Here is a 14,601-nt window from a genome sequence, read left to right on the forward strand (position 1 = left end):
TCGTTCAGGCCGGGCTGGGCTTGGCGAGGAAGGTGTTCAGGCGCCGCACCATCGCGCGCGCCGCGCGGTCGGGGGCGAGACCGTCGAGCAGGGCCTGCTGGAGGACCTGGGACATGGAGTTCTGGAAGTCGGAGCCGGCGCCGGCGAACCACACCGCCGGGTCGAGGACGACATGGTCCTGGGCCTGCGCGTAGTGGGACTGGGGCCGGAGCTTCGCGTAGGCGTCGGTACGGGTGACGGGACCGTAGGACGGGATGTGGCCCGCGGTCGCCCAGATCTGGCCCGCCTTGAGCAGGGCGGCCACCGCACGGTGGGTGCGGCGGCGGTGCGCCCGGTCGGGATCCGGGTGGTGGGGCAGCACGAAGGAGTGCGAGTCCGCGTAGACCGCCGGGGTGCCGAAGACGGTGGGGAACGGGGCGGCGTTCACCTCGGGGTCGGCCGCGCGGTAGGTGCCGAGTTCCCACTCGCCCGACAGGATCATCGCGGTCTGCCGGTTGGTGAAGGAGGCGATCGCGGCGGCGTAGTCGAGCTGCTTCGGGTTGGTCCTCCCGTCGACGATCTTCGCCATGAAGGCGATGACCTCGGCCATGCGGTCCACGTCGACCTTCGCGGGGCCGCCCTCGGGCAGCTCGAAGGCGCCGCCGGTCTGCCGGTACAGGCCGTAGAACAGCCGCCAGCCCTGCGCGGTGTCCGTGACGTAGCCGAAGGCGATGCCCTGCTTGCCGGACGCCTTGGCGAGTTCCCTCCCGGCGGCCAGGAAACGGTCGGGGGAGGAGAACGCCTCCGTGTCCAGCGTGCCGTCCCGGGTGAGCAGGCCCGCCTTCCGGGCCGGTCCGGGGTGGAAGAACACGATGAACGGGTGGGTGTCCAGCGGGATCGCGTAGGTGCGTCCCTGGTACTGGGTGCGGGACCAGACCGCGTCGGTGAAGTCGTCGCGGTGGACGCCGTACTCGGCCAGGACGTCCAGGTCCCACGGGTCGAGCAGCCCCGAGGGCGCGTACCCGGCCAGCCGCGACATGTGCGACACGGCGACGTCCGGGCCGCGGCCGCCCGCGGAGGCCATGGCCAGCTTGGTGTAGTAGGGCGTCCCCCATTCCAGGACCGTGCGCTCGATCCGCGTGCCGGGCATGTCGGGCCTCGCCCTGCGCACCATGTCGTTGAGCAGACCGCCGTCGGCGCCGCTGAACAGGTCCCAGAGGCGGACCGTCGACTCGTCGGCGGCCAGCGCGGTCCCGCAGCCGCTGAGCGCTCCGGCGCCCAGCAGGGCGCCCCCGGAGGCCAGGGCGGCGGTGAGCAGACGGCGCCGGCCGAGGCCCGGTGGGCGGTCGGGGACGGAAGTGCCGGTCATGTGGCTCCTTTCCACGGGCGGCGGTGCGCGGGGTTCCAGTGTCCGGGCACCGCCGTCGTACGGCTCAGCTTTACATCGATGTAAATCGTGGGTGCGGTGCGCCCTGTCCCCGGTCGGGCGGGACCGGGGGCGGCTCAGGACGCGGTGGTGGTGGTTTCGTAGGCCGCCGTACGCAGCTGCGCCGCGCGCAGCGCCGCGGTGTCGGCCTTCTCGGTGCGGTCGAAGCGGTAGACGCCGTTGCGTTCCTGGAAGACGTCGGTGAGCTGGGTGTAGCAGTAGCCGAACATGTCCGGGTCGTCGAGCAGCACGCCGGTCAGCCCGGCGAAGCGCTCGACGAACTCCGCCTCGGTGCGCGGCCGTTCGCCGTACCCCCAGGAAGCGCCGGAGTCGTTGCCGGCCGCTGCGGCGGCCTCCGGGTCCCACCAGATGCCGCCGAACTCACTGCAGAAGTAGGGCTGTCCGCGGTACGGCAGCGACCAGGTCCGCCCGTCCGGCGCCGTATTGACGTACGGCCGGTCCTCGGCGAGGCCGGACATCGTCCTGGCGAACGCGGCCGGCTCCTGCTCGTAGCAGTGCGCGTCGTACACGTCGGTCTCGGCCACCCGGTGGGCGTAGCCGGAGGCGTCGACGACCGGACGGCTGGGGTCGGCCTGCTTGGTGGCCAGGAACATGGCGCGGGTGACGTCGTCGAGCAGGGTGATGCGGTCGTGCAGCGGCTGGTACGTCTCGTTCAGCGGGCACCAGCCGACGATCGAGGGGTGCGAGTGGTCGCGTTCCAGCGCCTCCAGCCACTGGGCGACGTACGAGGCGTCGGGGCGCTGGTTGTCGTCCCGGACGCCCGTCTCGCAGCCCCAGTCGCCGAACTCGCCCCACACCAGGTAGCCGAGCCGGTCGGCGTGGTAGAGGTAGCGCTCCTCGAAGACCTTCTGGTGCAGCCGGGCCCCGTTGAAGCCGGCGGCGATGCCGAGCTCGATGTCACGGACCAGGTCGGCGTCGGTGGGGGCGGTCATCAGGCCGTCGGGGTAGTAGCCCTGGTCCAGCACCAGGCGCTGGAAGACGGGCGCGCCGTTGAGCAGCAGCCGCTTGCCGTGCAGGGCGACCGAGCGCAGACCGCAGTACGACGTGACCGTGTCGACGTCCTCGCCGGCGGCGTCGAGGAGCTGGAGGGAGAGGCCGTACAGGTGCGGGTCCTCCGGCGACCAGGGGCGCTGCCGGCCGGCGGGCACGGCCAGGACCAGCCGGGGGGCGAGGTCGAGGTCGGCACGGGTCTCGGCCGTGACGATCTCGCCGTGCTCGTCGGAGAGCGTGGCGCGCAGCCGGTGACCGGGGAGGTTCGCGGTCACCGGCAGGTCCAGGAAGAACGAGCCGGAGGCCAGGTCGGGGGTGACGCGGGGGCGCCTGAGGGCGGCGGCGCGCGGCACCGGCTCCAGCCACACGGTCTGCCAGATGCCCGTGGTACGGGTGTAGTGGCAGTGCGAGTTGGCGTACCAGGTGGCCTGCTTGCCGCGGGCCTGCGGGCCGTGCCGGGTGTCGCGGGCGCGCACCACCAGGGTGACCTCGGAGCCCGCCTCGGCGACCTCGCCCAGGTCGGCGGTGAACGGGGTGAAGCCGCCGCGGTGCCGGGCGACCTCGGTGCCGTTCGCCCACACCGTCGTGTCGTGGTCGACGGCCCCGAAGTGCAGCAGCACCCGGGCGTCCGCCCACCCGGCCGGGACGGTCACCGTGCGCCGGTACCAGACGGCCTCCAGGAAGTCCGTCTCGCCGATCCCGGACAGCTCCGACTCCGGACAGAACGGGACGGTGATACGGCCCTCGAGCTCGCGCTCCCGCAGCCCGCGCTCCAGGCCGGTGTCCGAACGGTCGATCTCGAACTGCCACTCGCCGTTGAGGTTCAGCCAGGCCTCGCGCACGAACTGCGGCCTGGGGTACTCGGGGCGGGGCGGATCCGTGGGGTGCGGCGGATCCGAGGGGCGGGGCGGATCCGAGGGGCGGGGGAAGGGCATGGGGCTCCTTGCGCCGTGGGTGGTGCCGGGCGGTGCGAGACCCATGGCACCATAAGATTTACATCGATGTAAACACCTCGGGCGCACATCTCTCCGGTCGGATGCGGGCCCGTCACGGTCGGTACGATCATGGGCAGGCGGAAGGAAGAACAGCGTGGCGGCCAGACCAAGGATCAAGGACGTGGCGGAGTACGCGGGCGTCTCCCCCAAGACCGTCTCCAACGTGATCAACAACTTCGAGCATGTCTCGGACCGGACCCGGGCCGCCGTACAGGAGGCCATCGACGCCCTCGGCTACCGCGTCAACGTGGCGGGCCGCCAGCTGCGCCAGGGCCGCACCGGCATGATCACCCTGGCCGTGCCCGAACTCGACGTGGCCTACTTCGCCGAACTCGCCAAGCACGTCATCGCCGAGGCCGACCGCCTCGGCCGCACCGTGCTGATCCACCAGACCGGCGCGAGCCGGGAGAGCGAACTGGCCGCGCTGCACGGCTTCGACACCCAGTTCTCCGACGGCGTCATCCTCAGCCCCATCGCCCTGCGCCCCCGCGACCTCGCCACCCGTGACCGCCGTCTGCCGGTGGTGCTGCTCGGCGAGCGCCCCGCCGACGGCGGTACCGACCACGTCGGCATCGACAACGTGCGCGCCGCCCGCGAGGCCACCGAACACCTCCTGTCCCGGGGCCGCACCCGCATCGCCGTCGTCGGCGGCGCCGTACGGGGCAGACAGGGCACCGACCGGCTGCGCACCGAGGGCTACCGGGAGGCCCTGACCGCGGCCGGCCTGCCCTTCGACGCCGGTCTCGTGCTCCCCGTGGGCGCCTACCACTGGCAGGACGGTGCCCGCGCCGCCGCCGAGCTCCTGGACCGCACCCCGCCACCGGACGCCCTGCTCTGTCTCAACGACCACCTCGCCCTCGGCGCGCTGCGTGCCCTGCACGAGCGCGGCCGCACCGTGCCGGGCGACCTCGACGTGACCGGTTTCGACGACATCGAGGCCTCCCGCTTCAGCGTCCCCAGCCTCACCACGGTCGCCCCCGACAAGCGGGAGATCGCCCGGAGCGCGGTGAACCTGCTGCTGGAGCGGATCGACGCCCCGGACGCCGCGATGCGGGACGAGATCGCCGGCCACCGGATCATCGTGCGGGAGAGCACGGGCGGCTGACCGTGCGCGGGTGGGGGCCGCGCGGGGCCGGCGACCGTGCGCGGCCGGCGATCGGGAGCGGGTCCGCCTGAGCCGGTGAACCCGGCGCGCCCGCCGGTCAGCCGCCGGGCACGGGGGCGCAGTCCGTGTAGGAACCGGACTCCCTGGCGGCGCGTTCGGCGTCGCGGTCGCGGATCGCGGCGACCAGACGTCCGTGGTCCTGGAACTGCTCGGGCCGCAGCGCCTCGCCGAAGTGGTCGAGCAGCGAGACCCGGATCACCTCACCGAGGTCCGCGTGCAGCTCGGCCAGCACCGTGTTGTGGGAGGCGGCGACGACGGCCAGATGGAAGGCCGCGTCCGCGTTCACGAACCCGACCGTGTCCCCCTCCGCCCATGCCTTGTCCCGCTGGGCCAGCAGATCGTCCAGCCGCTCGAGGTCCTCCGGGGTGCGGCGTACGGCGGCGAGCCGGGCGGCGCGCACCTCCAGGGCGCCGCGCACATCGGCGACGTCGCCGGTCTCGGCACTCTCGAAACGGGTGCGCATCATGCCGGCCAGCTCGCTGGCGGCCCGGACGTACGACCCGGAACCGTGCCGGATGTCCAGCAGACCCGTGTGGGCCAGCGCGCGGACCGCCTCGCGCACCGTGTTGCGCGCCACCCCGAGCTGCTCGACCAGCTCCGACTCGGTCGGGATCCGGGAACCCACCGGCCAGGCCCCGGAGGTGATCTGCCGCCGCAGGCGGGCGATCACCTGGTCCGACAGTGCTTCGCGGCGAACGGGTTCCATGCTCATCCTCTCACCCTATGCCGGGGCCGTCCCATGACAGGGCCCGTCGGTCACCGGGTCGTCCCAGGAGACCCCGGCAAAGTCATCCTACAACTGGATGTCCTACGACTAGACAAAAACTCATGGGATGAGTCTACGATGGGTTCATGCTGAAGGATGAGCTCACCAGCCCCGCCGCCCACCCCGGTCAGGCGGCGACCCCCGGCCGTACCCGGCAGACGGAACAGGCGGAGCGGACGGAGGAGGCGGAGCGGACGAGGCGCGCCACCCGGGCACGCAGGCTGGCCGTACTGGCCCTGGTGGCCGCCGCCCTGAACCTGCGCCCCGGTGTCACCAGCGTCGGGCCCGTCCTCGAAGAGGTCCGCCACAGCCTCGCCATGAGCGGCACCGTCGCCGGGCTGCTGACCTCCGTCCCCGCCGTGTGCTTCGCCCTGGTCGGCTCGGCCGCCCCCGCCCTGGCCCGGCGGTTCGGGGCGAGCGGCGCCGTCGCCGTGGGTGCCGGGCTGCTGACGATCGGCCTCGCGGCCCGCCCCTTCGCCCGCGACGCCACCCTGTTCGTCGTCCTCACCGCGCTGTCGCTCGCCGGTATCGCCATCGCGAACGTGCTGCTCCCCGCGGTCGTCAAGCACCGCTTCCCCGACCGGGTGGGCGCGATGACGGGCCTGTACTCCATGGCGCTGAACGCCGGGGCCTCCACCGCCGCGGCCGTCACCGTCCCGCTGACCGAGGCGTTCGGCGGCGACTGGCGCTACGGGCTGGGCGCCTGGGCCTTCCTGGCCGCGACCGCCGTGGCGCCCTGGCTCGCCCTGGCCCGCCGCGAGGCACCGGCACGGCGGGCCGCGGCCCCGCCTGCGGCCCCGCGGCCGGCCGGGACCGCGGCCGGCGACGGACCGCAGGTCCCCGCCCGCCGGATCTCCCGCGATCCCACCGCCTGGGCGCTCACCACCTACTTCGGACTGCAGGCGAGCTCCGCCTACGTCATCATCGGCTGGCTGCCGCAGATGTTCCGCGACGCGGGACTGTCCGCCGAGAGCGCCGGGCTGCTGTTCTCCGGTACCTCGCTGCTCGGCGTGCCGCTGTCCTTCGCGCTGTCCGCCGCGGCCGGACGGCTGCGCAGCCAGAGCGGGATCGCCGCGGGGATCGGACTGTGCGGCCTGGCCGGATTCGCGGGGCTGTGGGCGTCCGCCGGTACCGCACCCTGGCTGTGGGCCCTGCTGCTCGGCATCGCCAACTGCTCGTTCCCGCTGGCCCTGACGATGATCGGCATGCGCGGCCGGGACGGCGCCGGCGTCGTCCGCCTCTCCGGGTTCGTCCAGAGCGTCGGCTATCTGATCTCGATCCCCGGCCCCCTCGTCGTCGGCGCGCTCTACGGCCACACCGGCGGGTGGCGTGCGCCGCTCTCGTTCGTCCTGGTGATGACCCTGGTGCAGATCGGGGCCGGTGTGCTCGCGGGCCGCGACCGCCGGATCGGCTGAGTGGCTCCGCGGCCGGAGGGCCGTTCCGGGCCGCAGGTACGACGGCGGCGGGCGGACCGCCGGCCCGAAGCCGGCCGTAGTGATGACCGACCTGAAGCGCGGTGACGCTGCCCTGCGGCGGACCCGGGCCTGTATCGCCCGGACGCCGGACGAAGCCCGGACGGCGCCGCGGAGCCGGCAGCCGAAATGCTGGAGCGGCTGGAGATCCTGGAGGGCCAGGGGCCGGAGGTTCGGCGCCCGGGAGGAGGGAGGTGCGACGGCGGGGAGGCCGGACGCACGACGACGGCGGAGGGCGCCGGTGGGCTTCTTCAGCCACCGGCGCCCTCCGCCGTCGTGCGTGTCGTGCGTGTCGTGCGCGGTTTCCCTGCCGTGCGGGACGTGGACGCGACGGAGGCCCCTCCCGGCCGAGCACGGCCGGGAGCGCGAGAGCCGGCGCGCTCCGCCGGGCAGCCGCTAAGCCTGTGCCAGACCCAGGTCCTGGCGCCAGGTGACCTGGAGGGCCAGCACCATGAGGTGGGCCCGGTTGCTGACGCCCGCCTTCCCCCGGATCCTGCGCAGGTAGGTGTCCACCGTGTGCGGACTCAGATCCATGCGACGTGCGATGGCCGTGTACGTGTGACCCTGGGCGAGATGCCCGAGAACCTCGAGTTCCCGGTCACTGAGGAGGTGCAGGACGTCGGTGGCGAACGGACTCACGGTCTGCCTTTCGTGGGGGGACGGGCGGGGCTGCGGTTGTTCCGCCGGGCCGCCGGTGAGGGGCACTGTCCGCGCTTCAGCGCGGCACAGGGCTCACTGCAGGTGACGCGGACTACGGTGTTCCGGTGGCCGGGGTGACGACACGCGGGGGGTGCGGGACGAGTGGTGACCGTCTGCCGGTCCGGGGACGACCCGCCGGCCGGGCCGATGCCCGCCGCCGGCCGCGTCGCCCGCCCGGGACCTCGTGACGTGATGCCGCTCGCCGGACCGGCCGAACCGTGCGCGGACCGGCCTCAGCCACCTGAGCAGCCCCATCCGCTGTCCCCGTCGTCCGCGGCCGTGCCGGTGGGCACGGCCTGCGGGACCGGTCCGGACCGCAGTGCGGGGCCGGGACGGGCCGCTCTCATGAACGCGTCGCGAACGGTGTGCGTGACGGCGGACGCTGCGGCGGCACGGAAGGACTTCATGTAGAGGCACTCCTGGTTCTGACTTCTCGGGCGGAACGGTGGTTCCGGCGCGCTTCGGCTGGTTCGGTCTCCGGTACCTCCAGACTCCCGTGTCGATGGTTGTCATGGCCAGCTACCAGGGGGCTCACCAAGCTGCCCCGCAGCAAGACGAGCAGGGGACGTAATGTTCACATCGGAACATAGTCAGGCAATCGACCCGCCTGCGCGGCCCAGTGACATGGAAGTCGCCCTGTACGGATGGGTGGCGCTGAACGGGAGGGCGGACCCCGACGACGCTGCCCGGGACCTCGGACTGGACCGTGAGGACGCGGCCGCCGCCGTCGCCCGTCTGACCGGACTCGGTCTGCTCAAGCCCGACGCGGCGGACCCCGAGCGATTACGCCCGGTCGACCCGGACCTCGTGGCCGCCGTGGTGACCAGGAACATGGAGACCGGGATCCGCGCCCAGCAGGCCGAACTGCACCGTATCCGCGACCGGTTCGCGGATCTGCGCGGACACTACCTGGAGAGCCTCAGCCGGGTCTCCGTCGACCTGGAGGTGATCTCCGGGGTCGACGAGGTGCGCGCCGCCCTGAACCGGGCCGCCCTGGAGTGCACCGAGGAGATGCTCACCAGCCAGCCCGGCGGCAACCGGATGCCGGAAGTCCTCAGAGAGGCACTGGTCCGCGACACGGCGATGCTCTCCCGGGGAGTGCGGATCCGCACCCTCTACCACCACACCGCACGCTTCAACGGCCCCAGCCAGGCCTACGTCGCCACGGTGTCCGCGCTCGGCGCCGAGTACCGCACCGCACACGAGCTGTTCGGCCGGCTGATCGTCTTCGACCGCAAGGAGGCCTTCGTCCCCGAACGCGGCGGCACCTCGGGCGCGGTGGTGATCCGGGAACCCTCGGTCGTGCACTACCTGTGCGAGGTGTTCGAGCAGACGTGGACGCAGGCCACCCCGTTCTCCGACGCGGCGGCCGACGGTCTCGAACTCGTCGCCAAGGATCTGCACCGCACCATCCTGCGGCTGCTGGCCGCCGGCCTGAAGGACGAGAGCATCGCACGCCGGACCGGCATGTCCCTGCGCACCGCGCGCAAGCACATCGCCGACATCATGGAGACCCTCGGCGCCGAGAGCCGCTTCCAGGCCGGCGCGCTCGCCGCACGCCGGGGTCTCCTCGACTCCGGCTCCGACTCCGCGCCGTAGCGGCCGGGCCGCCGCGCGCCGGATCCCCGGCACCCCTCGCACCACGTCCGAACCCCGCCCCGGCCCCGGACCACCGCGCACCACGCACCCGGGGACGCGCCGCCCGGTGCGCCGGGCCCGCTCCCGCCGGTGTGCCTGACCCGCTTCGCCTCGGCCGCCGCCCGCCGGCCCGCGCCCCGCCGTTCCCCGGCCCGCCCCACCGTTCCCCGGCCCGCGACCCGCCGGCAGGGCCGCCCGCCCGGTCCCGGGAACCCGGGACTGCCGTCGTCCGTCTCCGTGCGGGAGAGTTCCCGGACATCAAGGGTGCGAGGGGCGGGAGCGGGACGTGGACCACCGATCGGCGAGGGCCGAGGACACGACCGGCCCCGGCCGCCTCGCGAGAGACCTCGCACTGTGCCTCGCGGTCCACCTCGACCGCAGCCCCGCCGTGGTGTGGCCGGACTGTGCCGACGCGGTGCTGTCCCGGTTCCCCGGCGCACCGCGCAGGCCCGCGGGCCGCCCGCCCGCGGACACCGGACCCGGGACGCCCCCGGCCACCCGGCTGGCCACCCGGCTGGGTGACCTGCTGGGCCGCCGGGTGGACGCCTCGTACCTGGACCTGCCCGCCGGATCCCGCCGTCCCGGCGGCCCCGCGGCCGCCGACCGGGTGCTCCTGCCGGTCCGCGGCGGCTGCCGCGCACGCCTCGAACCGGCGCCGCCCGGCCCCTGCCGTGCCGTCCTGGAACACCCCCTGGAACTCCGGCTGCTGGCCGGTGAGGCGCTGTACGTGCCGCGCGGGATCGGCTGTGCGCTGCACGAGGTGCGCTCACCGGGCACACTGCTCGTCCTCACGCTGCGACCGCCGTCCTGGTGACCCCGCGCCGCCGTGCCGGCCGTGTCCCGCCTCGTGGTGCAGGGGATCAAGCGCTACACCTTCCGGTTCCGCGCCCATGGCGATCTCCGTGAAGGCGAGAGCCCGATGCGTCCCGGTGAGGCGGGTCGGCCCCTTGACGGAGCGGGGTCACCATCCCTGGCCTGCGGATTCCGCCGTCTTGATCCCCCGCACCACCTGGCGGGACGCCATCGCCGTGCCTGTCACGTGATCCCGGGGCCCCGGCACCGTGACCGGATTCCGGTGACTTGGCGGCGGGCGCGGACCGGCGGAGGATTTACCCAGCGTCGCCGCTGCACCGTCGCCCGGCAAGGACGCTGACGCAGGGCGTGACCCGTCCCCTCAGGAACGCGGGACGTCCCCCTGCCCCGAAACAGTGCGCGCCACCCCCGAAGGACGCCGCTGTCCGGTGCTGCCGAAAAAGAGAGGCCCATGAACGCCCACGGAATCCCCCCTGCCCACAACGACGCCGACCGCCTCACCGACCTGCTCGCCGCACAGGCCGCCGCCACCCCGCACCGGACCGCCGTCGTCCACGCGGACCGCACCCTGACGTTCCGTCAACTCGACGCCCAGAGCCGGACCCTGGGGTCCTACTTACGAGGCATCGGGGTGACGGGCGACAGCCGCGTCGGTGTGTTCATGGAGCCCTCGCTCGAGCTGATGACGAACATCTGGGGCATCCTCTGGTCCGGGGGATCGTACGTCCCGCTCTCCCCGGAATACCCCGAGGAACGCATCGCGTACATGATGGCCGACGCCGGAGTGGACGTCGTCCTCACCCAGGAGGCGCTGCGTTCCCGTCTCCGGGACCTGTCCCCGGCCGGAATCCGGGCCGTCACTCTCGACGACGTGCTCGAGGCAGCCGGAGAGCCGGGCGGATCCGCCTCCTGCGAGGTGCCGGATCCCGCCGTCCCCCCGAGCCCCGGGGACCTGGCCTACGTCATCTACACCTCCGGCAGCACCGGGAAGCCGAAGGGCGTGATGATCGAGCACCGCAGCATCGTGAGCCAGATGCGGTGGCTCGCCCGGGAGTGCGGGATCGGTGCCGGCACGACGATCCTCCAGAAGACCCCGATGAGTTTCGACGCCGCCCAGTGGGAGATCCTCGCCCCCGCCTGCGGCAGCACCGTCGTGATGGGCGCGCCCGGGATCTACCGTGACCCCGAGGCCGTCATCGCCACCGTCCAGCGGCACGGCGTCACCACGCTCCAGTGCGTCCCCACCCTCCTGCAGGCGCTGATCGACACCGAGACCCTCGGCGAGTGCGGCACGCTGCGGCAGCTGTTCAGCGGCGGCGAGGCACTCTCCCGCAGCCTCGCCCAGCAGTGCCTCGACACCCTGCCGGACTGCTCGCTCGTCAACCTCTACGGTCCGACCGAGTGCACCATCAACGCCTCCTCCTACGTGGTCGACCGCGCCGCCGTCGAGGACGGCCCCCGCGTGATGCCCATCGGCACACCGGTCGACGGCACCTCCTTCCACGTCCTCGACACGGCCGGCCGTGAGATCGCCGTCGGCGAGGTCGGCGAACTCCACATCGGCGGCGTCCAGGTGGCCCGCGGCTACCTGGGCCGCCCGGACCTGACCGCCGAGAGGTTCACGGCGGACCCCTTCTCCGCCACCCCCGGTGCCCGTCTCTACCGCACCGGCGACCTCGCCCACCGCAACCCCGACGGCACCGTGCAGTTCGTCGGCCGGGCCGACAACCAGGTCAAACTGCGTGGCTACCGCGTCGAACTGGACGAGATCCGCCAGACGATCGAGACCCACGACTGGGTCCGCGGCGCGGCCGTCCTGCTCAGGGACGACGAGAGGACCGGCTTCCAGAACCTGGTCGCCTTCGTCGAACTGAACCCGAAGGAAGCCGCCCTGATGGACCAGGGCAACCACGGCGCCCACCACCAGTCCAAGCGCAGCCGTCTCCAGGTCAGGGCCCAGCTGTCCCACTCCGGCTGCCGCGACGACGCCGGACTCGCGGGCCGCCCGGTCACCGCCCTCCCCGGCGCCGAGGCCACCCCCGAGCAGCGGGCCCGCGCCTTCGCCCGTAAGACGTACCGCTTCTACGAGGGCGGCAGGGTCAGCCGCGACGACATCCTGAGGCTGCTCGCCCCGCGCCCCCGTCCCGCCATCGCCCCGCGCACCCCCGCCGACCTCACCCCGGACGAACTCGGCGTGATCCTGCGCGACTTCGGTCCCCACTTCAGCGACCAGCGGCTGCTGCCCAAGTACGCCTACGCCTCACCCGGCTCCCTCTACGCCACCCAGCTCTACCTCGAACTCGACGGCGTGGCCGGCATCGCCCCCGGCCTGTACTACTACCACCCGCTCCACCACCACCTGGTGCTGATCGACGGACCCGCCCGGCGGACCGGCCCCCGGGCGGCGATCCACTTCGCCGGCAGGCACGGGGCGATCGAACCGGTCTACCGCAACAACATCCGCGAGGTCCTGGAGATCGAGGCCGGGCACATGGTCGGCCTGTTCGAGGAGATCCTCCCGGCCCACGGCCTCGGCATCGCCGCCGCCGGCCACCGCCCCGAGGTCCTCGACCGCCTCGGCGTCGCCCCCGAGGACCACTACCTGGGCTCCTTCGACCTCGTCCCGCACGGCACGCACCGGCCCGGGGCCGGCGACGGCACCGCCGACTACGACGTCTACGTCCAGGCCCACGGCGCCCGCGTCGACGGCCTCGACGCCGGACAGTACCGCTACGCCGACGGCACCCTGACCCGTATCTCGGACGACGTGATCCTCAAGAAGCACGTCATCGCCATCAACCAGCGCGTCTACGAGAAGGCCGGCCTCGGCATCGGCCTGGTCGCCACCGGAGCCGACGCGTGGCGGCACTACCTCGACCTCGGCCGCGGGCTCCAGCGCCTCCAGATGAACGACCTGAACCTCGGCTTCATGTCGTCCGGCTACAGCTCGAAGAGCGGCAACGACCTGCCCGCGGCCAAGCGGCTGGAGCGGATCCTCACCGACAGCGGACAGCCCACCGGCCCCTCGTACTTCTTCGTCGGCGGACGGGTCAGCGACGCCCAGCTGCGCGGGGAGGACATGAAGGAGGACGTGGTCCACATGCAGGGCCCGGCCGAGCTGATCAAGGAGGACCTGGCCGGACTGCTGCCGCGCTACATGCTGCCCAACCGGATCGTCGTCCTCGACAAGCTGCCCCTGACCGCCAACGGCAAGATCGACGGCAAGGCCCTGGAGATCTCCCAGCAGACCGAACTCGCCCTGACCGCGGCCCGGTTCGTCGCGCCCCGGACGCGCACCGAGCGGCGGGTGCGGGACATCTGGCAGACCGTCCTCAAGCAGGAACAGATCTCCGTCACCGACGACTTCTTCGAACGCGGCGGCAACTCCCTGCTCGCCGTGGCCCTCGTCAACCGGATGAACAAGGCGTTCGGCCGGTCGATGCCGCTCCAGGTGCTGTTCGACGCGCCCACCGCCGAGAAGCTGGCCGCCCGGCTCGACGCCGAGACGTCCGAGCCCCTCACCCGCCTCGTCCCCCTCCAGCCCGAGGGCACCGGCACGCCGGTCCTGTGCTGGCCCGGCCTCGGCGGCTACCCCATGAACCTGCGTCCGCTGGCCACCGCCCTCGGCACGGACCGGCCCGTGCACGGCATCCAGGCCCACGGGATCAACCCCGGCGAGGAACCCTACGGCACCGTCCGCGAGATGGCCGCGGCCGATGTGGAGGCCATCCGCGCCGTCCGGCCCGAAGGGCCGTACATCCTGTGCGGGTACTCCTTCGGCGCCCGCGTCGCCTTCGAGGCGGCACGGCAGCTGGAGCGGGCCGGGCACGAGGTGGAACACCTCTTCCTCGTCGCCCCCGGCATGCCCCGGCTGCGCGAGCAGGACGCCGCCGGTTCCACCGGACGGCCCGACTTCACCGACCGCGCCTTCGTCGCCCTGCTGCACTCCGTCTTCGCCGGCACCCTCGGCGGCGCCCAGCTCGACGACTGCCTGCGCACCGTCACCGACCGGGACACCTTCACGGACTTCGTCACCGGCCGCGTCCCCGGCCTCGGCGCCGGTCTGGTGCGCGCCGTCACCCGGATCGTCGAGCGGACGTACTCCTCGACGTACGAGTTCCCCGAGCTCGCCGGAGAGCGGTTGAAGGCCCCCGTCACCCTCGTCAAGGCCGACGACGACAACTACTCCTTCATCGAGCACCAGGGCGGCTTCTCCGCCCGCCCGCCGGCCGTCCACCGGCTGCCGGCCGGCCACTACGAACTGCTGCGCGACCCGCACGTCGCCTCGCTCGCCGGGCTGATCACCGACCGGCTCCGCACCACTGTCCAGCCCCAGCCCCAGCCCCAGCACGCGGACCGGCCCGCCCTGTCCTGCGTCGTCTCCCAGGAGGTCGGAGTGCCGCACGTCAACATCAAGCACTTCCCCGTCGCCCTCACCCCGGCGCAGGAGGAAGAACTGCTCACCGCCGTCACCGAAGCCGTCCGCAACGCCTTCGGCTGCAAGGAGGACGTCGTCTCCATCGCCATCGAACCGGTCGAGCAGGACGCCTGGCGCGAGCGGGTCTACGAGCCCGAGATCGTCCGCCGCCCCGACCTGCTCCGCAAGACGCCCAACTACTGAGCCGCACAGCCCGGTT

Annotated in this window: 9 protein-coding genes; 5 read left to right on the forward strand and 4 right to left on the reverse strand. The window is 73.0% G+C overall.

What is annotated here, in order from left to right; translation table 11 throughout:
• Positions 1 to 4: 4 nt before the first annotated feature.
• Both ABZ862_RS14260 and ABZ862_RS14265 read right to left on the reverse strand, forming a co-directional pair.
• Positions 5 to 1,348: an extracellular solute-binding protein gene (locus tag ABZ862_RS14260; protein ID WP_360956925.1), complete on the reverse strand. Its 1,344-nt coding sequence runs from the start codon at positions 1,346 to 1,348 to the stop codon at positions 5 to 7.
• A 134-nt stretch (positions 1,349 to 1,482) separates the two neighbouring features.
• Entirely contained in the window at positions 1,483 to 3,351 is a 1,869-nt protein-coding gene (locus tag ABZ862_RS14265) for a sugar-binding domain-containing protein (RefSeq protein ID WP_360956928.1), read from the reverse strand.
• Positions 3,352 to 3,505: 154 nt separating this feature from the next.
• Between ABZ862_RS14265 and ABZ862_RS14270 the strand changes: the two genes are divergently transcribed.
• On the forward strand, positions 3,506 to 4,516 hold the full coding sequence (locus ABZ862_RS14270; protein WP_360956931.1) for a LacI family DNA-binding transcriptional regulator: 1,011 nt from the start codon (positions 3,506 to 3,508) through the stop codon (positions 4,514 to 4,516).
• 97 nt (positions 4,517 to 4,613) lie between these two features.
• Here the strand turns inward: ABZ862_RS14270 and ABZ862_RS14275 are convergent, their stop codons facing one another.
• Entirely contained in the window at positions 4,614 to 5,288 is a 675-nt protein-coding gene (locus ABZ862_RS14275; RefSeq protein ID WP_360956933.1) for a FadR/GntR family transcriptional regulator, read from the reverse strand.
• Positions 5,289 to 5,428: 140 nt separating this feature from the next.
• Between ABZ862_RS14275 and ABZ862_RS14280 the strand changes: the two genes are divergently transcribed.
• Positions 5,429 to 6,757, forward strand: coding sequence for an MFS transporter (locus tag ABZ862_RS14280; protein ID WP_360956936.1), 1,329 nt, complete (start codon positions 5,429 to 5,431; stop codon positions 6,755 to 6,757).
• A gap of 453 nt (positions 6,758 to 7,210) precedes the next feature.
• Here the strand turns inward: ABZ862_RS14280 and ABZ862_RS14285 are convergent, their stop codons facing one another.
• On the reverse strand, positions 7,211 to 7,453 hold the full coding sequence (locus ABZ862_RS14285) for a helix-turn-helix transcriptional regulator (RefSeq protein ID WP_360956938.1): 243 nt from the start codon (positions 7,451 to 7,453) through the stop codon (positions 7,211 to 7,213).
• A gap of 684 nt (positions 7,454 to 8,137) precedes the next feature.
• On the opposite strand from ABZ862_RS14285, the gene ABZ862_RS14290 reads away from it, so the two are divergent.
• From ABZ862_RS14290 to ABZ862_RS14300, 3 genes are all read left to right on the forward strand, one after another.
• Positions 8,138 to 9,112 carry a LuxR C-terminal-related transcriptional regulator gene (locus ABZ862_RS14290; RefSeq protein ID WP_360956941.1) on the forward strand — a complete coding sequence of 325 codons (975 nt, stop codon included), beginning with the start codon at positions 8,138 to 8,140 and terminating at the stop codon, positions 9,110 to 9,112.
• 325 nt (positions 9,113 to 9,437) lie between these two features.
• The gene (locus tag ABZ862_RS14295; RefSeq protein WP_360956944.1) at positions 9,438 to 9,965 is read left to right on the forward strand and encodes a hypothetical protein; all 528 of its coding nucleotides are present in this window, start codon (positions 9,438 to 9,440) and stop codon (positions 9,963 to 9,965) included.
• Positions 9,966 to 10,415: 450 nt separating this feature from the next.
• Complete coding sequence (locus ABZ862_RS14300; RefSeq protein WP_360956947.1) at positions 10,416 to 14,585, forward strand: amino acid adenylation domain-containing protein; 4,170 nt, start codon at positions 10,416 to 10,418, stop codon at positions 14,583 to 14,585.
• The last annotated feature ends 16 nt before the right edge of the window (positions 14,586 to 14,601 follow it).

Origin of the sequence: Streptomyces sp. NPDC047000, from assembly GCF_040644295.1 — a bacterium.
GTDB lineage: Bacteria > Actinomycetota > Actinomycetes > Streptomycetales > Streptomycetaceae > Streptomyces.